Source organism: Chryseobacterium sp. ON_d1 (assembly GCF_006829085.1).
GTDB lineage: Bacteria > Bacteroidota > Bacteroidia > Flavobacteriales > Weeksellaceae > Chryseobacterium.
This window is the reverse complement of the sequence record NZ_BJTC01000008.1, coordinates 166,003-186,829: the sequence shown is the minus strand read 5'-3', so window position 1 is coordinate 186,829 and position 20,827 is coordinate 166,003. Positions and strand designations below refer to the sequence as shown.

Here is a 20,827-nt window from a genome sequence, read left to right as displayed (position 1 = left end):
TTGTATTTTTATGCTAGCAATTTTGAATTTATTATTTTTGTATTTGAAATAACATAAATGAAGAAATATTTAAAGCTGCTCCGTGTGGAGCAATGGGTGAAAAACCTTTTTGTATTTGTCCCTCTGTTTTTTTCAGGTAATATTACCAACGTAGATCTGCTTGTTAAGAGCATTTTCGCATTTTTGATATTTTCCCTTGCGGCAAGTGTTGTGTATATCCTGAATGATTATAATGATATTGAAGCAGACAGAAAGCACCCCGAAAAAAGAAGAAGACCGCTGGCCAGCGGAGCTATTTCAAAATCAAAAGCTATAGGCATTCTTATTGGTCTTGCCATTACTGATATCAGTCTTGTCTTTTTTACACAAATTTATTTTCATGAACCGCTCTGGAAGTTTGCAACTATTATAGGTTTTTACGTAATAATGAATTTAGCCTATACATTCAGGCTCAAGCATGTGCCTATTATTGATATTTTCATTATTGCCATAGGATTTGTATTGCGGGTGCTGGCTGGTGGTTATATTACCGGGATCAGTATTTCACAATGGGCTATTCTGTTAACATTTGTGCTGGCCCTGGTACTTGCGATCGGGAAAAGAAGGGGAGAGCTTATCAATGCACAGGTTTCAGGAAAGACAAGAAGGGCGCTGGACGGATATAATGTTCAGTTTGCTGATATCGCATTATCCATTTCTATTACGCTGGCAATTGTATGCTATCTGATGTTTACACTATCTCCCGAAGTCCAGGAAAGATTCCATGAACGGGTTTTCTATACGGTTATTTTTGTAGTATTTGCTTTGTTGAGATATCTTCAGCAGACACTGGTCTACAACAGAACAGAATCCCCTACAAAAATTGTTTACAGAGACCGTTATATACAGGTTACATTACTGCTTTGGGTTGCTGCATTTTTAATTCAAATTTATTTTAAGAAATGAAGCCGAATTTCACACAGAAAGTTACCAACTGGGGAAATTTCCCGGTAGTGGAAAAAGAAATGAGATCTGAGGACAGTTTCAAAAAGATAAAGGAATTTGTACTCAGTCACAACGAAGTTATTGCCAGAGGAAATGGACGCTGCTATGGAGATGCTTCCTTGGGAGAGTCTATTTTTTCAACAAAAAAATTAAATAAATTCATCAGTTTTGACCGTTTAAACGGAATCATAGAATGTGAATCCGGTGTGCTGCTTTCAGATGTTCTGGAAATAGCTGTACCACAGGGGTACTTTCTTTATGTTACTCCCGGGACAAAATTTGTGTCAGTAGGAGGTGCTATAGCTTCTGATGTTCATGGAAAAAATCATCATACAGAAGGATGCTTTTCAGAATATGTGATTGAGTTTAAGCTGATGACTGAGAATGGAGAAATTATCACCTGTTCCCGAGAGGAAAATGAGGAGAAGTTTTGGGCTACGATTGGAGGAATGGGGCTTACAGGAATTATTCTGACGGCCAGATTCAAGCTTAAGAATATAGAATCTGCATACATCCGCCAGGAAAGTATTAAAGCTGAAAATCTTGACGAAATATTTAAACTTTTTGATGAAAGTGAAAACTGGACTTATACTGTTGCCTGGATCGACTGTCTTCAGAAAGGGAAAAATATAGGAAGAAGTATTCTCATGAGGGGAGAACATGCTTTCCACCATGAACTTCCCCAAAGCTTTTCGAAAACACCTTTAAGGTTGAAGAAAAAACTGCGTCCCGGTGTTCCTTTTTATTTTCCGGGATTCGTGCTGAACGCCCTTACGGTAAAAATATTCAACTGGTTGTACTATAAAAAGCAATCTAAAAAGGAGGTGAAAAATTTTATCGATTATGAGACATTTTTCTATCCTTTGGATGCGATTAATGATTGGAATAAGATCTATGGTAAATCCGGCTTTGTACAGTATCAGATGGTGATTCCTAAAGAAGAAGGAAAAGAAGGAATGAAAAGAATACTCGAGGCAATATCCAAAAGTGGAAACGGGTCATTTTTAGCAGTTTTAAAACTTTTTGGAAAAAACAATCCTCAGGCCTATAACTCATTCCCGATGGAAGGATACACGCTGGCTCTGGATTTTAAAGTGAATTCAAAGCTTAAAAAACTGGTAGATCAGCTTGATGCCATTGTTCAGGAATTCGGAGGAAGAATTTACCTTACCAAAGACAGCATGAGCAGGTCATCGCTTACCAATTACCTGAAAAATATTCAAAACCCTAAATTTGTGTCTTTACAGCACAAAAGAATTATAAACAATAACTCATAATGATAGTCCTGGGAAGCACATCTGAAGTGGCACAGGCTTTTGTGGAAAAAGCACTTCAGGAAGGAGAAAAGTTTGAAAAAATCTATCTTTTTACCTCAAATAAAGAAACTACGGAGCGTTTTGCAAGGCACATTGATGTAAAGTTTCTGCAGCAGGCAGAAGTAATTGAGCTGGACCTGACGAAAGAAATAGATTATAATAGATTTGATAATATCAATTCAAATGTATTATTTTGTGCCGTTGGATATTTAGGAGAAGGAACAGAAGAGGGATTGTATGATAACAGGAATACAGAGCGTATCATCGATATTAATTATTCAAAACTGGTTCCTGTAATGAATTATTTTGCCCATAAGTTTGAAAACAGGAGGTCAGGAATAATCATCGGTCTTTCCTCCGTAGCAGGAGACAGAGGAAGACAGAGTAATTTTATCTATGGAAGCGCGAAGGCTGCTTTTACAGCTTATCTGAGTGGTCTTAGAAACTATCTTTTTGATAAAAAAGTGCATGTCCTGACTATAAAGCCGGGATTTATGGCAACCAAAATGACTGAAGGCCTGCCTCTGAACCCCAAGCTGACTGCAACCCCCAAACAGGCAGCAGCCTGTATTTATAAAGCTTTCAAAAAAGAGCGTAATGTGGCATATGTTTTGCCGGTTTGGAGTTTTATTATGTTGATTATCAGAAATGTGCCTGAGTTTATATTCAAAAAATTAAAGCTTTAAGAAAATGAAAAAATTGTATTGTTTTGATTTTGATGGGACCCTTACCTATAAAGATACGATGTTTATGTATCTCAAATTTTACGATTCTACAAAATACCGTATACAATTTTTAAAACATGTACCTCTGTTTATTTTATTGAAGCTGAAACTTGCTGAAACTGAAAAGGTGAAAAAAAGTTTTATCGGTTCTATTTTGAAAGGACAGACACAGGAGAAGATCGAACTGAAGTCCAGGCAGTTCTTTGAATTACATTATCCTAAAATTGTGAGGGAAAATGCATTAGACTTTATAAAAAATATCGATAGGAATAATACACAGAGTTTATTGGTCACCGCTTCATTGGATATCTGGGTGAAACCTTTTGCCGAAGAACTGAAAATGGAGCTTGTTTCTACACGGGCAGAGTTTAAGAACGGGATTTTCACAGGAAATTTTGTAGGCAAAAACTGTAATGGAAAAGAAAAACTGATAAGAATAAAAGAAGAAATCAATGATTCTAAGTACGATAAAATTATTGCATTTGGAGATACTTCCGGAGATCGGCCAATGTTGAAATGGGCAAATGAGGGACATTACCAATTTTTTCATTAATTTTGGGAGATAAAATTGTAGAAAATGAAAAGCTTGTTAATTGTATCTGCACTAACCTTTATGAGCTGTGCAAGCACATTGCCTCAGAAGACTGCTGACAGCCAGCAGGGTGCAGAACTTATTGTTTCCCAGTCACAGGGAGGTACAGAACAGGCTGGTTTTAGGATTATTAAAGAAGAAACAGATTTTCGCAATACAATTAAAGGCAGCTTTGGCATTATAGGTCCGGGAGGTGATGAGTCTTATATCAAATACCCACAATTTCCTAAAAATAAAAAAGTCGTTTTGTACAACCTGGGAACCTTCAGATCAGGAAGCCATCAAATTGAAGAGATCAAAAGCATATCATTGAAAAATAAGATTTTATATGTAGAAGTTCCAGCTGGAGAACCTTCCGGTGGAATGGAAATTCAGGTGATCTCCAATCCATGGTTTATTTTTACTGTTCCCGCAGATTACCAGTTTACCTCCGTAGAATTAAAATATTCAAAATAATAATGAATAAAGTATATTTAGATAATGCCGCAACCACTCCGCTTGCAGAAGAAGTTATAGATGCAATGGTTGGTACTATGAAGATGAATTTCGGAAATCCGTCTTCAACGCACAGCTTTGGACAGGAAGCAAAAATCCTTATTGAAAATGTAAGAAGACAGGTTGCAGACTATCTTCATGTAACTCCAGCTGAAATCATTTTCACTTCCTGTGGAACCGAATCTAACAATATGATCATCAAGTCTTCGGTAGAACATCTTGGAGTAGAAAGGATCATTAGCTCTCCTCTGGAACATAAGTGTGTTTCTGAAAGTATTCTGGATATGAAAAACAGAAAAGGAGTGGAAGTAAACTATATCCGCCCGAACGAAAAAGGAGATATCGATCTGAATAAATTAGAAGAGCTTTTAAAAGCTTCAGATAAAAAAACACTGGTAAGCTTAATGCACGCCAATAATGAAATAGGAAACATTCTTAACCTTAAGAAAGTTGCCCTGCTGTGCAAAGAGTATCAGGTTCTTTTCCATTCGGATACCGTGCAGACAATGGCTCATATGAATCTTGATTTCTCTGATATTCCAGTGGATTTTGCATCCTGTAGTGCCCATAAGTTTCACGGACCGAAAGGGGCAGGGTTTGCGTTTATCAGAAAAGCAACAGGTCTTAAAGGAATTATCACCGGAGGACCTCAGGAGAGAAGTCTCAGAGCCGGTACAGAAAATGTTTGCGGTATTGTAGGGCTTGGCAAAGCATTAGAGCTTTCTCTCAATCATATGGAGGAGTATACCAACCATATGCAGGATATCAAAGATTATGCAATTGAAAGACTTTCTGCAGAAATAGAAGGGATTAAATTTAACGGAAGAAGTGCTGAAAAGGAAAATAGTCTTTATACGGTATTAAGTGCATTATTACCTTATAAAAATCCATTAATAGGACTTCAGCTGGATATGAAAGGGATTGCAATTTCCCAGGGAAGTGCATGCTCATCTGGAGCTTCAAAACCTTCAATGGTAATGATGATGGTGCTTTCTGAAGACGAAATGGATCACTGTACGCCATTACGTATTTCTTTCAGTCATATGACGACCAAATCAGAGATCGATGCATTGGTAAATGCCCTGAAAGAAATTTCAAGCGATTATACTATAGAAAAAACTAATGTTGAGCATAGATAGGCTTGTGCTTTAAAAATCGTAATTTTGAATATCCAAAAGGATTAAAAAGAAAATAATATTAATTAAAATAAAAGAAACAAAAATGGCTTTAGAAATTACAGACAGCTCATTTCAGGATACGGTTTTAAAATCAGACAAACCGGTATTAGTAGACTTCTGGGCAGTATGGTGTGGACCTTGTAGAACTTTAGGTCCGATCATCGAAGAAGTAGCATCAGATTTTGAAGGAAAAGCAGTAGTTGGAAAAGTGGATGTAGACAACAACCAGGAAATCTCTATGCAGTATGGTATCAGAAATATTCCTACAGTTCTTATCTTTAAGAATGGAGAGGTAGTAGACAAATTAGTAGGTGTGGCCCCAAAAGAGGTAATCGCTGAGAAATTAAGCGCACACTTATAAAAAAAATAAGTTTGATAATGAATGTCTTCCATGATTGGGAGACATTTTTTTTGAAAATAATTTGCAGGGAATGAAAAAAGATGTAATTTTGCAACCACGAAAAAGAAACGAAGTTCTTTAACAAAATTTGATCCGGTAGTTCAGTTGGTTAGAATGCCGCCCTGTCACGGCGGAGGTCGCGGGTTCGAGTCCCGTCCGGATCGCAGAAGTTTTCTCAATTTCTTTTTAAAAAATTGATCCGGTAGTTCAGCTGGTTAGAATGCCGCCCTGTCACGGCGGAGGTCGCGGGTTCGAGTCCCGTCCGGATCGCAAAAAGTCTTCTCAATTTCTTTTTAAAAAATTGATCCGGTAGTTCAGCTGGTTAGAATGCCGCCCTGTCACGGCGGAGGTCGCGGGTTCGAGTCCCGTCCGGATCGCAAAAAGTCTTCTAGAAATAGAAGATTTTTTTTTGTTTTATATGGCTGAAGAGAAGGTGGATGAAAAGTATTTCCTGAGGTAGCTCGATATTTTGCTTTTCAAATTTTGTTTTCAAAATAACCTGACATTGGAACTTGGTATTTTGAATGAAAATTAATAGGTCGTATTAAAAATATTAATAATAATTACTACCTTAGTTTAATAAAACCACCAATTATTGAATTAATGAAAATGATATTTTTAAGATTGTTGTATATAGGGAAAATTGTAAAATCAAGAAGTTGAGAAATATGTTCAGCTGGTGGGGGCTTCTTGTTGATATTTCAGTTGTTTTTTTCTGTTTTAATTTTATGCTTTTTCCTGAATAGTGTGAATTTAATTGTATTGGGAATCAAAATGGAAAAATATTTTCGGGGATAGTTGTTCCTGCTATGTTTATATTCCGGTTCAAAACAGAAATAGAAACTATAAAATACTTTGCTTGTTTTGATTTTTTAAATCAGATATTTTTCAGGTATTGCTTTTATGGCATTAGATTTTATAAGGGTTTGCATTGGATGCTGTTTATTTACACCTTGTTCTTTTCTTTGTTTTTCTGATGTTCCTTTCAGAATGGCAACCAGACAATTTTTTTTAAGAAGAAATCCGAGAGAATAATCCATCATGAGGAAATGACAAGATTATGGATTGATTGATGGAGTTGAAGTTTTCAAATTGTAAAAAATATTTAATTATAGTATTAAATTTATAAGCAATTATAGAATATCTGAAAATGAAGTATATAATTAAAATTAAAGAATGAAATAAATAAAAAAATATAATATTAAAATAATAATTTTGCCGTTTTGTTTTTAAACGGAATGAAAATTGCTAGAGAAAGAATTGATCTTAACATGGGGAATTAAAATACGCTTCACATAAATAAATTTTCTGATAGATATGGAAAAATAGGGTTAATTAAATTTCCTTATAATATAATATTGGAGCCACATAAAGAATTTAAGACAAATAACACATCACAAGTAGATAAGAATAATACATATGAATAAAACTATTATTGCATATATAGTACTGTTATCGGTTACCCTATTATCGTGCAGACCGAAGCAGAATATGGTATATATGTCAAAACATAATATGGAAGAGGAGGTTGCAAAGGCAAAGTTTCAGGGTTTACATATTCAGGAAGGAGATGTTCTTCTGATTCTTGTATCTGCCCTTGATGAAATTGCTGTAAAACCTTTCAACCTTAATACTGTAAATAAAGTAGGGAGTGTATCAAATACAGGGACTAATCAATATTCTCAGCCAAGTGAATATCTGGTGAATGAAGAAGGATATATCTCTTTTCCGGTTTTAGGAAATGTGTATACGAAAGGGATGACTCAGGTACAGCTAAAACAGGAGCTTGAATCCCGTCTTAAGAGGTATCTTACAGATCCGTTAGTAACCATTACTCTGAAAAATTTCAATGTGAGTATCTTAGGAGAAGTGAAGGAACCAGGGCAAAAAGAAAGCGTTTCACAGAAAATTAATATTTTTCAGGCTCTTGGACTTGCTGGTGATATGACGGATTTCGGAGACCGTACCAATGTGAAACTTATCCGTACAGGAGATGATGGGACTGATCAGATTGTTAATGTCGACCTTACCAGATCTGATATTGTAAGTTCGCCATACTATTATATGAAACAGAATGACATATTATATGTACAGCCTGATAAAAACAAACAGGTCCAGGCCAACTCGAATCCGAACAGAGCCCTTACATTCCAGATTATTGGTGCATTACTGACAGCCGGTACCCTTATTATTGCTTTAACACGACGATAAAATATGCAGCAGATAGAACTTCAACCAAAAGAGGAAAAGTTAAATTTAAAGAAAGCCATTTCCAAATACCTGTACAAATGGCCATGGTTCGTAGCCTCCATTATAATCTGTGTAGCAGTTGCCTTTATTTATCTAAGATATAGTATTCCTAAATATCAGTCAAAAACTACCCTTAAATTTGATAAAAAACAAAACGATCTTACTTCTGCTCTTGCCGACCTTGATAATCTAGGAATAGGTTTGGGAAATTCTGATGAACTGAAAGGGGAAGCAGCAATTGTTAATTCACGACCGTTGCTGATGCAAGTGGTAAAAAATCTTAACCTCAATGTGGAATATTTCACCGCAGGAGATATTAAAGATTCGCAGCTATTTGGAAAAACTCCTATTGCGGCAAAAGTATTGGATTATACTAAAGAAAAATTTATAAAAGTTGAGTATACTTTAAAGGATGTAAAGGGAGATCAGTTTATACTTCAAAGTCTAAATAAAAAGGAAATTTCAGGAAAATTTAATGTTCCATTAAAGCTGGAATTTGGTACTGTCATATTACAGAGAGATTTTGCATTGGCTCTAGGACCAAAGTACAAAATTATTTTTTGGAGTCCCATTGAGAGAGTAAAAAAACTGGAAAAAATAGTTCAGATTAATATTCCAGACGAAAAAGCAATGCTGATGGAGATCAGTATGACAGGATCTGTTCCTGAAAAATCTGAAGCTATTCTTAATGAGATTACTAAGCAATATAATCTGGATGGGCAAAGAGATAAGAACTTACAGGCTCAGAATACGCAGGAGTTCATTGATAAAAGATTGGAAGTTATTACCAAAGATCTTTCAGGAGTAGAGAACCAAAAAGAAGATTTTCAAAACCGTAATCGTATTGTTGATATACAAGCACAGGCGGAATTGGCACTACAGAATACAAGCGACAATACAAAAGCTCTCCTTCAGCAGCAGGCTCAGCTGGACCTTCTGAACTCTCTTTCTACAGAGGCTTCTAAGGGCAATAATCAGCTAATGCCATCCAATCTTGGACTGAATCCTTCCCTGGAACAAACGATATCTCAATATAATTCTTTGATAATCAGCAGGAATAAAACCCTTAAACAGGCGACCAACGAAAACCCTGCTATCATAGAAATGAATAAGGAAATTGCCTCTTTAAAGGAAGTTATCCGTGATAATATCCGTGAGCAGAAACAAACGGTACAGACAGGTATTTCTCAACTGCAGAACCAGATTAAAACCAGCAATGATGCGATTGAAAAGGTTCCCGGACAGTCTAAAGTATATAGAGGAATTGAACGTCAGCAAAATCTTAAAGAACAGTTATTTTTATTCCTTCTTCAAAAAAGAGAGGAAAATGCGATCAATCTTTCAGTAGATGTTCCAAAAGCAAAAATTGTAAACCCGGCGTTTACAGAAGATACACCAGTATCACCTAAAAAAGAGATTATTCTTCCTGGTGCTTTATTGCTGGGGGTATTAATTCCTTTTGCCATTTTTTATCTCCTATTCCTTTTGGATGATAAAATTTACAGCAGAGAGGATATTAAAGAACGTTCCGGCCTTGGTGTACTGGTGGATATTCCTTCACTTACAGATACTGAAAACCATTTGGTACAGAAAAATGACTTTTCTGAGTTGGCGGAAGCCTTTAGAGTTCTTGTTTCCAATTTAAAATTTGTATTACCAGTAAAAGATTCGGCTAAAGTTATCTTGGTTACATCTTCGGTAAAAGGAGAAGGAAAAACAATGGTATCAGTGAATCTAGCTCTTACCATTGCCAATAAAAATGCAAGAGCGCTTCTGATAGGGTCTGATATCCGTAATCCACAGATTCAGAGATATGACAGTGAGCCTGTGAAAAGAAAAGGTCTTACAGAGTTTTTATATGACGAGTCAGTGAATGTGGATGAGCTTGTTCATACGTCAACCACTAATCCTTCATGTGATGTTATCTATGCGGGAGCAATCCCTCCCAATCCTCAGGAGCTGCTTTCTAATGGGCGTTATCAAAAGCTTATTGAACAGATGTCTTCCAGATATGCCTATATTATCATTGATTCTGCGCCATTGATGCTGGTTTCCGATACATTAAGCATTGCAGATACAGCAGATGCAACATTATATGTGGTAAGGTCTGGAGTATCAAAAAATATACTGCTAGATTTCGCCAACGATCTGGTGAAAGATTCAAAACTTTCCAACGTATCCTTTGTGATAAATGATGTTTCAAGACGCGCAGGTGGATATGGATACAACTATAGCTATGGGTATGGTTACAGCCAGACTAAAGCAAAGAAAAGTTGGTGGAGTAAAATTTTCAAATCATAATAATGAATAAAATTTTAATTACAGGTGGAGCAGGTTTTATCGGCTCTAACTTAACAGAGTATTTTTTAAATAAAGGCTATTATGTAGTATGCTTGGACAATTTTGCAACCGGGCACCGACATAATATCGAACCTTTCCTTGAAAATCCAAACTATAAGCTCATTGAAGGAGATATCCGTGATTTGGAAGTTTGTCAGAAGGCAGTAGAGAATGTAGATTATATTCTACATCAGGCTGCACTCGGATCTGTACCAAGATCTATTAAGGATCCTATTACAAGTAACGATGTGAATGTATCAGGATTTCTGAATATGCTGGTTGCAGCCCGTGATGCTAACGTAAAACGTTTTGTATATGCTGCTTCATCTTCTACTTACGGAGACTCTGAGTCATTACCTAAAGTAGAGGAGGTGATCGGAAAACCATTATCACCTTATGCCATTACCAAATATGTAAATGAATTATATGCTGATGTGTTTGGGAAAACTTATGGAATGAAATGTATCGGCCTGAGATACTTCAATGTATTTGGGCGCAGACAGGATCCGAACGGAGCTTATGCCGCAGTAATTCCTTTGTTTGTAAAGCAGTTAATCAATCACGAATCTCCTACAATAAACGGAACGGGAGATTATTCACGTGATTTTACATACATCGACAATGTTATCCAGATGAATGAGCTGGCTATGCTTACTGAAACTCCTGAAGCAGTGAATACCGTTTATAATACAGCAGTAGGAGACCGTACAACGCTGAATGATCTGGTAGGATATCTTAAAAAGTATTTAAGTGAATTCGATGAAAGAATTGCTGATGTGGATATTATATATGGTCCGAACCGTGTAGGAGATATTCCTCATTCATTGGCCTCCGTTGAAAAAGCAAAAAAATTATTAGGTTACCAGCCAAGCCATACGATAGAAAAAGGATTAAAAGAAGCTATCAGCTGGTATTGGGAAAATTTAAAATAAAAAAACAAGTTTAAATCGATTCTTGTGGAAAAACAATATAAAATTGCTGTAATAGGATTAGGCTATGTGGGTCTGCCTTTAGCACGATTATTTGCAACTCAATATCCGGTTGTAGGTTTCGATATCAATCAGAAAAGGATTGAAGAATTAAATACGGGGACTGATAGTACCCTGGAAGTGGAAAACGATGTGCTAAAAGCAGTCTTAAAACACCAGAGTCCTTTTAATCAGCCTGCTGAAAATGGATTGTACTGCTCAGCAGACATGAATGATATCAAGGAGGCAAACATCTATATCGTGACAGTTCCCACTCCTGTTGACAAGCATAACCGTCCCGATCTGACTCCATTATATAAATCTTCAGAAACTGTAGGTAAAGTATTATCGGAAGGGGATATTGTCATCTATGAATCTACGGTATATCCGGGAGCTACAGAAGAAGAATGTATTCCTGTTCTGGAAAAAGTTTCAGGACTCAAATTCAATCGGGATTTCTATGCGGGATACTCACCGGAAAGAATCAATCCAGGTGATAAGGAGCACACAGTAGAGAAAATTCTGAAAGTTACGTCAGGTTCTACACCGGAAATAGGGAAAGTGGTAGATACTTTATATAAATCTGTAATTGTAGCCGGAACGCATCTGGCTCCAACGATCAAAATTGCAGAAGCGGCTAAAGTCATTGAAAACTCACAGAGAGATATCAATATTGCTTTTGTCAATGAGCTGGCAAAAATTTTCAACCTTTTAGAAATTGATACGCATGCTGTATTGGAAGCAGCAGGGACTAAATGGAATTTTTTACCATTCAAACCAGGCTTGGTTGGCGGACACTGTATTGGAGTAGATCCATATTATCTGGCTCAGAAAGCCCAGGAAAATGGTTATCATCCTGAAATCATCCTGGCTGGACGTCGCCTTAATGATTCCATGGGGCAGTATGTGGCCTCTCAGCTAGTAAAAACGATGATTAAGAAGAAGATTTCAATTAATGGTGCCAAAATATTGAATCTGGGAATAACGTTCAAAGAGAATTGTCCGGATGTACGAAATACCAAAGCAGTAGATGTTATTCAGGCGCTTGAAGATTATTCTTTACATGTGACTACCTTTGATCCTTGGGCTAAACCTGAAGAAGTAAAGCATGAGTACGATCTTTCTGTGGTCAATGAAATTCCGGATGAAAAATTTGATGCAATTATTCTTACAGTTGCCCACAAAGAATTTATGGGAATCAACCTGAATAATTATCTGAAGGAAGGGGGAATTATTTATGATGTAAAGGGAGTGCTGGAAGAATGTGATTCCAGACTGTAACTATTTATTTACTTAAAATTATGAAGAAAAAACATCTGATTGTTTTTGGAACGAGACCTGAAGCTATAAAAATGGCTCCTCTGGTAAAGGAATTTCAAAAAGAAGAATCATTTGAGACTAAAGTTTGTGTTACAGCTCAGCATAGAGAGATGTTGGATCAGGTTTTAAGTTTTTTTGATATCAAGCCGGATTACGATTTAAATTTAATGAAGCCCGGTCAGAATTTATATAATCTGACCGCTGATATTATTACCGGAATGAAATCTGTGTTGGAAGATTTTAATCCGGATTATGTGTATGTGCATGGGGATACCACTACTACAATGGCAACCAGTATTGCAAGTTTTTATTCCGGTGCCAAAGTATGTCATGTAGAAGCAGGATTGAGAACCCATGACAAAAGATCTCCATTTCCAGAAGAAATTAACAGACAGGTGGCGGGACGCATTGCGGATTATCATTTTGCTCCCACAGAACAGTCAAAACAGAATTTATTGGCTGAGAATACCAGGGAAGAAGATATATTGATTACAGGAAATACCGTGATAGATGCATTATTCTTTAGTTCTGCAAAAGTGGAGCATATAGATAATACAGAAATAGATGCTCTTAAGGCTAAAATTGATATATCTAAAAAAATAGTTCTGGTAACAGGACACAGAAGAGAAAATCATGGACAGGGATTTATTAATATTTGTGAAGCTTTAAAAGAAATAGCTGTTACAAACCCTGAAATTCAGATTATCTATCCTGTACATCTGAATCCTAATGTAAAAGGACCAGTATACGAAATTTTATCTGATGTTAGAAATGTAATGCTGATAGAACCTCTTGCATACCCAGCTTTTGTATGGCTCATGAATCAATCTTATATGATTATTACGGACTCCGGAGGTATACAGGAGGAAGCTCCAAGTCTTGGAAAGCCTGTTCTGGTAATGCGTGATACCACAGAAAGGCCTGAAGCAGTGAATGCCGGGACGGTAATCCTGGTAGGTACAGATAAAAATAAAATTGTTTCGGAAGCGCAGAGTTTATTAAGTGATCCGATACGTTATCAATCCATGAGAGAGTTGCATAATCCCTATGGAGACGGAACTGCATGTGAGCGCATTGTAAATTTTATAAAAAGTAAATAAATGAATATATCTTCTCTGGTTAAAACGAAGATGTTTAAAGAAACTTTAACGTACTCCATAGGAAGTTTTGGGTCAAAGATTCTTTTATTTTTATTAGTTCCTTTTTATACTTATTTTCTTACTAAAAAAGAATTAGGAGAATATGACTTATTGCTTGCGTCAATAGGTCTTGTAGCGCCCTTAGTATCATTGCAAATTTCTGAAGCAACATACAGATGGTTAATTGATAAAGAATATATAAGAGAAACTGAAAAAGCAAAAATTATAACCAATTCTATCATAGTGTTATGTATAGGTTATATTATTTTCTGTGTTTGCTTTTCTATTTATGTTCTTTTTAGCAGCTTTAATTATCAGGGATATTTTATAATTCTGATCTTTCTTAATAGCTTTCTTCCTTTATTACAGAGTATTTTAAGAGGGCAGGGAAATACAAAGGCGTTTGCCGTCAACGGTATTTTAACTACTTTTTTAATCGTGGTCTTTAATTTCGTTTTCATTTACTTGTTAAAATTAAATGTTGAAGGTATTTTCATTGCCAATATTGTAGCATATACGATTGCGTGTATCACGATTTTATATAAGATAAAAATAACTAAATATTTCAGCTTTAGATATTATGATCTTAAGCTTATAAAATCGATGTTGTCCTATTCCTTGCTTTTGATTCCTAATTTGATAAGTTGGTGGGCTATATCTTTTGCCAGTAAATTTATCATACTGCATTATATGGGGCCTGAAGGAAATGGATTATATGCTGTAGCAAGCCGTTTTCCAACGTTATTGTTAGTGATCAATTCTGTTTTACTGCTGCCATTACAGGATAGGATTTTAAGAGAAAAAGATGATGCTACTTTTAACAGGCTGTTTGATAAGTTTATTCTTTTTGAAATAACTTTAGCATTTATTCTGGGTGTAGCTTCTCCTATCATGACAAAAATATTGGTTTCAAAAGAATATTTTGAGGCATGGGAGTATATGCCTTATTTGTATTTGGGGGTAGGTTTCAATGCAATTGCCGGTTTCTTGGGATTAAAATATCAAAGAGAGAAAAAGACATTAAAAATTACCATTACTTCTTTAATAGGAGCAATTATTTCAATAGCTTTTAGTGTGATTCTTATACAGAGGTTAGGATTACAAGGTATTTCTATTTCATTTTTACTTGGATTTTATTCTATGTTTATAATGAGATTCTGGGATATTTCGAAGTCTGAAAAAAGACAAGCCAGAATCAAAAAGTTATTTTTCATTACAGCTATAATGGTTATTATTATTATAGTAAATCACTTTATAAAATATTATATTTCATGAATATACTGATAAGAGAATATGATAATAGTAACTTTAACTTACTAATGATCGAATTTGATTTAAGATCGAAAGCTGATGAAATGTTGTATCAATTTATGAAAAAATATAACAGTACATTTAATGGAGAATAAAGAAATTGTAATTGTTCATAAAACCTGCGTTTCAGATTACCCTCCTTTGCTGGCTTTTATAAAATATCTGAATAAAAATGGTTATAGAATACATCTTGTTTTAGGTTTTGAGAAAGGAAACTTAATAGATGAGCTGAACCGTCTTTGTTATAAAGTTCATTTAACCGGAATAAAACCTTCATCCAATAAGATTTTATACTGGTTTAAGATCAGAAACACCTTTTGGAAAATTATATATAAAAATCAATATCAGGATAAACTGATCTGGATACCGGCAGCAGATACCACACTGGCTTTAGGAAAAAAACTATTGTCACTGAATTATGTGCTTAATTTATATGAGCTTTTCGATTATGCACCAAGGTATATAAAAGGCCTTGAAAAATTTGCGAAAAATGCGAAGCTGGTCATCTGTTCAAATTTGGACAGAGCCAATATACTTCGGGTTTGGTGGAAGCTAAACAAGACACCGGAGGTTATTCTGAATAAACCTTATTCAGAGCTGTCTGAAAGAAATCTTCCTTTGACGGATGAATTATCTAACCTTTTGGAACCTGTAAAAGGAAAAAAGAAAATTATTTACCAGGGAGTTATTTTTCCAGAAAGAGAATTAGAAGGAATCTGTCGTTATATCAATCAATCAGAAGATTTTGCATTGATTATAATGGGTAAAGAAACAGAATATTTGAAAAAGCTACAGACCATCTGTCCTTCTATTATCCATATTCCGTTTGTTGCTCCTCCTTATCATTTACATGTAACCAGCCATGCAGATATTGGTATATTAACCTATGATCATTCATCTTTGAACAATATATTTTGTGCACCAAACAAACTTTGGGAGTTTTCTAATTTTGCTATGCCTATGATAGGAAATGATATTCCGGGACTTATTAATACAATTGTGGCAAACAGAATGGGAGAGTGTATTGATTTCCAGAGAGAAGATCAGGTATCTGAAACACTGCAGAGTATTTTGAAAAACTATACAGAATATTCCAGTAATGCTAAATCATTTTATTCCAGTTATAATTATGATCTTGAATTAGACAAAATCATGCAGAAGTTGTAGAAACAGAAAAATGGAAGCTATTATAAATGCATTTGATTTAAGATTTACACTTGTTTATATGAGTGTAGCACTTTTTGCAGTCATTCTGATTAACGAATATATCTACAGAAAAAAGAATTCTGATGATGTTCAGAATTTTCTATTATTATTTTATGCATTGGTAATGATACTATTGATAGGGATCAGAGATAAAAAAGTGGGCACAGATTCAGAAAGATCATTAATCTATTTTACCGGCGATAGAGTTGTAAGATCTTTAAGTGAACTCAAAGATATAGGAACCTACTTTATTTCTTTATTTGCCCGTAAACTTAGTGATAATTATAAAGTATTTTTTACATTAAATGCGGCATTGTATGTGATACCTATTATTATAGGCATACGAAATCTTACACAAAAAAACAGATTTCTTATTTTCTTTATTGTGATTAGTATGTTCTTTTTTAAGACTATGGGTATTAACACAACCAGACAGGGTATCGCATTCTCTTTCTTTTTTCTTGCAGTAACCTTTTTTGATAAGAAAAAATGGTTATCTATTATATTCTTCATTATTGCATTTTTTAATCATGCTTCTATTATAATCCCTATTCTGATTTTCCTAATGTCTACCAGAATTAAAAATCTCAAAGTCATATTTTTTATTTATGTGGCGGCTACAGTATTGTCATTAGCGAATTTTAATCTTAATGAACTTTTAGGTAAAATACCTGTAATCAATATTTTAGTGCAGGAAAGATTAGATCAATATTATTCCAAGGGAGTTAAAGTTGCTTATAAAACTGGTTTCAGGATAAACTTCTTTGTATTCAACACTATATTTGCCGTGATTGGATACTACACTCTTAAAGGTATTGAAAATATTGAGGAGCATTTAAAATATAAAAGGTTTTATGTAACATATATGCTGACCTCTGCTTTTTTCTTTCTCATGTTTTCTGCTGCTTTCAGTGACCGTTTTGGATTCTTGTCATGGATTTTCATCCCTTTTCTGATGTATCCGTATACACAAACTAACAAAAAAATTGGAGTTGTTAATTTGTTTGGAGTGTTTTTTATCTGTTTTTTCCTGTTTTTAATGTTTAATTTAAAATAATGATATCAGTAGTAATCCCTTTGTATAACAAAGAAAAATATATTAAGGAAACGATCCTTAAAGTGCTGAATCAATCATTTCAGCATTTTGAAATCATTATTATTAATGATGGAAGTAAAGATAGAGGTCCGGATATAGTCAATGAAATTAATGATCCCAGGGTAAAATTGTTTAATAAAGAGAATGGAGGTGTTTCTTCAGCCCGTAATGTAGGGATTGAAAAATCTCAATTTGAATATATCGCTTTTTTGGATGCTGATGATGAATGGCTGCCCAATCATTTAGAAGAAATTCAGAAACTGATAACCAAATATAAAAGTAGTGCAGATGTTTTTGTCACGAATTTTGCAAGAAAGTATTCAGAAGAAAAAATTGTTGATAATAGAAAGCAGAATGAACTTAAAGAAGGAATTGTTAAAGATTATTTCAAAGTGATTCTCAAAAAAGGATTAATCCATACTTCTTGTGTTTGTGTAAGTAAAAAAGCTTTACTAAAAGCAAAATTATTTAATGAACGCCTATCCAGAGGAGAGGATATGGATCTGTGGGGAAGATTAGCCAGAGAATATGGAATAGCTTATTCACCCGTAATTACGGAACTTTATCTGCAGGAGGCTGAGAACAATAGCAGAGGAAAATCTGATATTACTAAATCTATTGTTTATCATTTGGATTTTTCCGGAGTAACATCTGTAGACGAAAAAAAATATTTTAAAAATTTACTTTATAGAAAATATGCTTCATTATTGAAGAATATTGATTTTGCAAGCTTTATTAAGTTAATGATTAAACAGGGTTTTTAAATGAAAGAGAAAATATATAAAATATTGCCTGATTTCCTTCAGAACTTTATGGTCTATATATATAACAGACAGGCCTATAAAAGAAGATATGGTGGTGAGTATAAAAATTTCAGAAAAGAGAAAAAAGCAAACCGGACATTATCGTTAGAAGAACTAAAAGAATATCAGAAAAACAGATATTCACAGTTTATAAAATTTGTAATTCAAAATTCAGATTATTATAAAAAGTCGATTGGTAATATTGAGAATGTGGAATCTATTGATAATATTACCTGTTTGCCAATCGTTAATAAAGAAGTACTTCGTAATAATATTGGGTCTATAACAGTAAAAACATCTGAAAAATTAGAAAAGTCCAAAACCGGAGGTACTACAGGAAAATCTCTGGAAGTGAAGTTCTTTTTCAAAGACAGTCAGGAAAGATTTGCTTTTTTAGATGATTTCAGATCAAGATTCGGGTATGAATTGGGAAAAAAAACCGCATGGTTTTCTGGTAAAAATCTCTTGACAGCCAGGGATGTGAAGAAAAATGTATTTTGGAAAACAGATTTTATACACCATGTTCGCTATTACTCCACATTTCATATCAAAGATGATTATCTTAAATATTATGTAGAAGATTTAATTCATTTCAGCCCTGAGTATTTAGTAGGATTTCCATCTACCATATTGGAAATTGCCAAATATGGTATTGCCAATGGATACGATTTTCCTGAAAATAAGGTAAAAGCAATTTTCCCGACAGCAGAAACCATCACTGAAGAAACAAGATACTATATCGAGAAATTTTTTAAAGCAAAACTGTATAATCAATATGCTTCTTCTGAAGGAGCTCCCTTTATAATAGAATGTGAAAAAGGAAATCTGCATTTGGAACTGCAAACTGGTGTTTTTGAGGTTTTAGATGAAAATAATCAGCCTGCACAATCCGGAAGGTTGATAGTCACTTCATTTACAACAACTGGAACACCTTTAGTAAGATATGATATCGGAGATTCAATAACACTTGAAGATGCTGAAAAAAAATGTACGTGTGGGAACAATAATCCTTTGGTAAAAGAAATTTTAGGAAGAATTGATGATTTTATCTATTCAGTTGAAAATGGTAAAATAAATCTTGGGAATGTCTCCAATACTTTGAAAGATACAAAAGGGATTATTAGATTTCAGGCAGTACAGAATAAATTAGATGAACTTGAGCTATATGTAGTTGTTGATCAGGAAATCTATTCAAAGCAGATTGAAAAAGTATTCCTTTCCAATTGGAGAGACAGAGTGGGGGATGTTATGAAAATACATATTAACTATGTGAATGAGATTCCTGTAGAAGGTAGTGGTAAATATAGAATAGTAAAAAATAATATAAAAGATTTATTATGAAAATTATAAAATCATTTTTAATATTAGGGCTGTCAACATTTTCTATCATTTGCTGTTCTCAGCGAAAGGATAAAGTGGCAGTTGATAATTCATTAATAGTAAATCAGAAAATCACTGTTCAAACCAATGATTTTTTTAAAATAGAGACAATACTTCCAAAAGGATATGTGAAAGACGGATCGGTAGATTATACTGCCTATATCCAGAAAGCGATTGACGGTAATAATAAAGTGATAATGCCAGACTTTCCATTAATGACAAGTGGAATTTTTGCACAGTCAAATTCACAAATATATTTTCAGAAAAATTCTTCCCTGATTTTAAAGCCTACCGCTGATGTCAGATATCAGATTATAAGTTTACATGGAGTTGAGAATGTTAAAATTTATAATCCTACCTTGATAGGAGATCGTGACAAGCATTTGGATTCTAAAGGCGAATGGGGATTTGGTATTGATATCAGAGGTTCCAGAAATATAGAAATTTTTAATGCCAACATCTCTGATTGCTGGGGAGATGGGATTGTATTGGTAAAGACCATGAGGAATATCAGAGCGGGTATTGCCCAAGAAAAATTATTTTCAACAGAGAATATTAATATTATAGGAGGAATTATTAATAATGTAAGAAGAAATGGAATAACAATTGCAGGAGGTAAAGATGTATTAATAAAAAATCTGTTAATTACAAATATTAATGGAACGAATCCCATGGCCGGTATTGATATTGAACCTGATGATAGTTCTAATATATTAGAAAATATTAATATTGAAAATGTTAAGATAAATAATGTAAATGTAGGTATAGACTTAAATCTGCCACAATATGGTAACCAGAATATATCAAAATCTGTTACGATTTCTTGCACAAATATTTCGGTTGAAAATGCCGATTCTGGAATTTATATAGCGGGGTACAAGGATAAACCTAATATCAAAGAAATGACAGGTTATTTTAAAGTGGATAATTTTATTACAAATAATGTGACAAGACCTTTTGAAAAAAGGGATCAGTTTGGATTATATCCTATGATTCAAATGAACAATTATAAATTTAATACTAAAAATAAAGTTGATAGTTCTACACAATCACTTTTAAAAAATGTTAAAGATAACAGTAAATTAAAATTTTAAACCAATATTTAATTAATATTCATGTAGAGGAGATAATAAACCTGTTTAAAATTTTTAAATCTTTATAAGGTTCAGGTTTAAAAACATTTTTCATGTTATATTAAATATATTCAAGATCTATAAATAGCTGGCAAGAGAAATTGATAATTTTGTCACCGCCACAAAAAAGCTATACATTCAAAAAACACAATAGAAAACGGGAAAATTTATGATTTTCCAGAATAGTAATG

General features: G+C 34.1%; 18 protein-coding genes and 3 tRNA genes. All 21 read left to right on the top strand.

Going from position 1 to position 20,827, the window contains the following annotated elements:
• Window positions 1-57 precede the first annotated feature (57 nt).
• The 21 genes from CRS_RS14170 (at window position 58) to CRS_RS14070 (ending at window position 20,597) form a co-directional block, all read left to right on the top strand.
• Window positions 58-945: a decaprenyl-phosphate phosphoribosyltransferase gene (locus CRS_RS14170; RefSeq protein WP_142724677.1), complete on the top strand. Its 888-nt coding sequence runs from the start codon at window positions 58-60 to the stop codon at window positions 943-945.
• Window positions 942-2,261 carry an FAD-binding oxidoreductase gene (locus CRS_RS14165; protein ID WP_142724676.1) on the top strand — a complete coding sequence of 440 codons (1,320 nt, stop codon included), beginning with the start codon at window positions 942-944 and terminating at the stop codon, window positions 2,259-2,261. Before CRS_RS14170 ends, CRS_RS14165 begins: the two co-directional genes overlap by 4 nt.
• A complete protein-coding gene (locus CRS_RS14160; RefSeq protein ID WP_142724675.1) occupies window positions 2,261-2,986 on the top strand; it encodes an SDR family NAD(P)-dependent oxidoreductase in 726 nt (241 codons plus the stop codon). Before CRS_RS14165 ends, CRS_RS14160 begins: the two co-directional genes overlap by 1 nt.
• A 4-nt stretch (window positions 2,987-2,990) precedes the next feature.
• The gene (locus tag CRS_RS14155; RefSeq protein WP_142724674.1) at window positions 2,991-3,578 is read left to right on the top strand and encodes an HAD-IB family hydrolase; all 588 of its coding nucleotides are present in this window, start codon (window positions 2,991-2,993) and stop codon (window positions 3,576-3,578) included.
• Window positions 3,579-3,602: 24 nt separating this feature from the next.
• Window positions 3,603-4,073, top strand: coding sequence for a hypothetical protein (locus CRS_RS14150; RefSeq protein ID WP_142724673.1), 471 nt, complete (start codon window positions 3,603-3,605; stop codon window positions 4,071-4,073).
• A 2-nt stretch (window positions 4,074-4,075) separates the two neighbouring features.
• Entirely contained in the window at window positions 4,076-5,251 is a 1,176-nt protein-coding gene (locus tag CRS_RS14145; RefSeq protein ID WP_142724672.1) for a cysteine desulfurase family protein, read from the top strand.
• A gap of 82 nt (window positions 5,252-5,333) precedes the next feature.
• Entirely contained in the window at window positions 5,334-5,651 is a 318-nt protein-coding gene (trxA, locus tag CRS_RS14140; protein ID WP_027374941.1) for a thioredoxin, read from the top strand.
• 129 nt (window positions 5,652-5,780) lie between these two features.
• Window positions 5,781-5,854 (top strand) — tRNA-Asp (locus CRS_RS14135).
• A 32-nt stretch (window positions 5,855-5,886) separates the two neighbouring features.
• A tRNA-Asp gene (locus CRS_RS14130) sits at window positions 5,887-5,960 on the top strand.
• 33 nt (window positions 5,961-5,993) lie between these two features.
• Window positions 5,994-6,067, top strand: a tRNA-Asp gene (locus CRS_RS14125).
• A gap of 1,123 nt (window positions 6,068-7,190) precedes the next feature.
• Window positions 7,191-7,901: a polysaccharide biosynthesis/export family protein gene (locus tag CRS_RS14120; RefSeq protein WP_228451264.1), complete on the top strand. Its 711-nt coding sequence runs from the start codon at window positions 7,191-7,193 to the stop codon at window positions 7,899-7,901.
• A gap of 3 nt (window positions 7,902-7,904) precedes the next feature.
• Window positions 7,905-10,241: a polysaccharide biosynthesis tyrosine autokinase gene (locus tag CRS_RS14115; protein WP_142724670.1), complete on the top strand. Its 2,337-nt coding sequence runs from the start codon at window positions 7,905-7,907 to the stop codon at window positions 10,239-10,241.
• Window positions 10,242-10,243: 2 nt separating this feature from the next.
• The gene (locus CRS_RS14110; protein WP_142724669.1) at window positions 10,244-11,212 is read left to right on the top strand and encodes an SDR family oxidoreductase; all 969 of its coding nucleotides are present in this window, start codon (window positions 10,244-10,246) and stop codon (window positions 11,210-11,212) included.
• A gap of 24 nt (window positions 11,213-11,236) precedes the next feature.
• A complete protein-coding gene (locus tag CRS_RS14105) occupies window positions 11,237-12,529 on the top strand; it encodes a nucleotide sugar dehydrogenase (protein ID WP_142724668.1) in 1,293 nt (430 codons plus the stop codon).
• A 20-nt stretch (window positions 12,530-12,549) separates the two neighbouring features.
• Entirely contained in the window at window positions 12,550-13,668 is a 1,119-nt protein-coding gene (gene wecB, locus CRS_RS14100) for a non-hydrolyzing UDP-N-acetylglucosamine 2-epimerase (protein ID WP_142724667.1), read from the top strand.
• Complete coding sequence (locus CRS_RS14095; protein WP_142724666.1) at window positions 13,669-14,982, top strand: lipopolysaccharide biosynthesis protein; 1,314 nt, start codon at window positions 13,669-13,671, stop codon at window positions 14,980-14,982.
• Window positions 14,983-15,102: 120 nt separating this feature from the next.
• Entirely contained in the window at window positions 15,103-16,185 is a 1,083-nt protein-coding gene (locus CRS_RS14090; protein WP_142724665.1) for a glycosyltransferase family 4 protein, read from the top strand.
• A gap of 10 nt (window positions 16,186-16,195) precedes the next feature.
• Entirely contained in the window at window positions 16,196-17,281 is a 1,086-nt protein-coding gene (locus CRS_RS14085; RefSeq protein ID WP_142724664.1) for an EpsG family protein, read from the top strand.
• Window positions 17,281-18,084 carry a glycosyltransferase family 2 protein gene (locus CRS_RS14080; RefSeq protein WP_142724663.1) on the top strand — a complete coding sequence of 268 codons (804 nt, stop codon included), beginning with the start codon at window positions 17,281-17,283 and terminating at the stop codon, window positions 18,082-18,084. The genes CRS_RS14085 and CRS_RS14080 overlap by 1 nt, the downstream gene beginning before the upstream one ends.
• On the top strand, window positions 18,085-19,464 hold the full coding sequence (locus CRS_RS14075; RefSeq protein WP_142724662.1) for a phenylacetate--CoA ligase family protein: 1,380 nt from the start codon (window positions 18,085-18,087) through the stop codon (window positions 19,462-19,464).
• Window positions 19,461-20,597, top strand: coding sequence for a hypothetical protein (locus CRS_RS14070; protein ID WP_142724661.1), 1,137 nt, complete (start codon window positions 19,461-19,463; stop codon window positions 20,595-20,597). Before CRS_RS14075 ends, CRS_RS14070 begins: the two co-directional genes overlap by 4 nt.
• The last annotated feature ends 230 nt before the right edge of the window (window positions 20,598-20,827 follow it).

Bases quoted from the DNA above. Each gene is read 5' to 3' on its own strand.
- CRS_RS14155 (WP_142724674.1), top strand. From the start codon at position 2,991: ATGAAAAAATTGTATTGTTTTGATTTTGATGGGACCCTTACCTATAAA.
- CRS_RS14120 (WP_228451264.1), top strand. From the start codon at position 7,191: ATGTCAAAACATAATATGGAAGAGGAGGTTGCAAAGGCAAAGTTTCAG.
- CRS_RS14150 (WP_142724673.1), top strand. From the start codon at position 3,603: ATGAAAAGCTTGTTAATTGTATCTGCACTAACCTTTATGAGCTGTGCA.
- CRS_RS14090 (WP_142724665.1), top strand. From the start codon at position 15,103: ATGGAGAATAAAGAAATTGTAATTGTTCATAAAACCTGCGTTTCAGAT.
- CRS_RS14165 (WP_142724676.1), top strand. From the start codon at position 942: ATGAAGCCGAATTTCACACAGAAAGTTACCAACTGGGGAAATTTCCCG.
- CRS_RS14115 (WP_142724670.1), top strand. From the start codon at position 7,905: ATGCAGCAGATAGAACTTCAACCAAAAGAGGAAAAGTTAAATTTAAAG.
- trxA (WP_027374941.1), top strand. From the start codon at position 5,334: ATGGCTTTAGAAATTACAGACAGCTCATTTCAGGATACGGTTTTAAAA.
- CRS_RS14160 (WP_142724675.1), top strand. From the start codon at position 2,261: ATGATAGTCCTGGGAAGCACATCTGAAGTGGCACAGGCTTTTGTGGAA.
- CRS_RS14095 (WP_142724666.1), top strand. From the start codon at position 13,669: ATGAATATATCTTCTCTGGTTAAAACGAAGATGTTTAAAGAAACTTTA.
- CRS_RS14075 (WP_142724662.1), top strand. From the start codon at position 18,085: ATGAAAGAGAAAATATATAAAATATTGCCTGATTTCCTTCAGAACTTT.
- CRS_RS14110 (WP_142724669.1), top strand. From the start codon at position 10,244: ATGAATAAAATTTTAATTACAGGTGGAGCAGGTTTTATCGGCTCTAAC.
- CRS_RS14145 (WP_142724672.1), top strand. From the start codon at position 4,076: ATGAATAAAGTATATTTAGATAATGCCGCAACCACTCCGCTTGCAGAA.
- CRS_RS14080 (WP_142724663.1), top strand. From the start codon at position 17,281: ATGATATCAGTAGTAATCCCTTTGTATAACAAAGAAAAATATATTAAG.
- CRS_RS14085 (WP_142724664.1), top strand. From the start codon at position 16,196: ATGGAAGCTATTATAAATGCATTTGATTTAAGATTTACACTTGTTTAT.
- CRS_RS14070 (WP_142724661.1), top strand. From the start codon at position 19,461: ATGAAAATTATAAAATCATTTTTAATATTAGGGCTGTCAACATTTTCT.
- wecB (WP_142724667.1), top strand. From the start codon at position 12,550: ATGAAGAAAAAACATCTGATTGTTTTTGGAACGAGACCTGAAGCTATA.
- CRS_RS14170 (WP_142724677.1), top strand. From the start codon at position 58: ATGAAGAAATATTTAAAGCTGCTCCGTGTGGAGCAATGGGTGAAAAAC.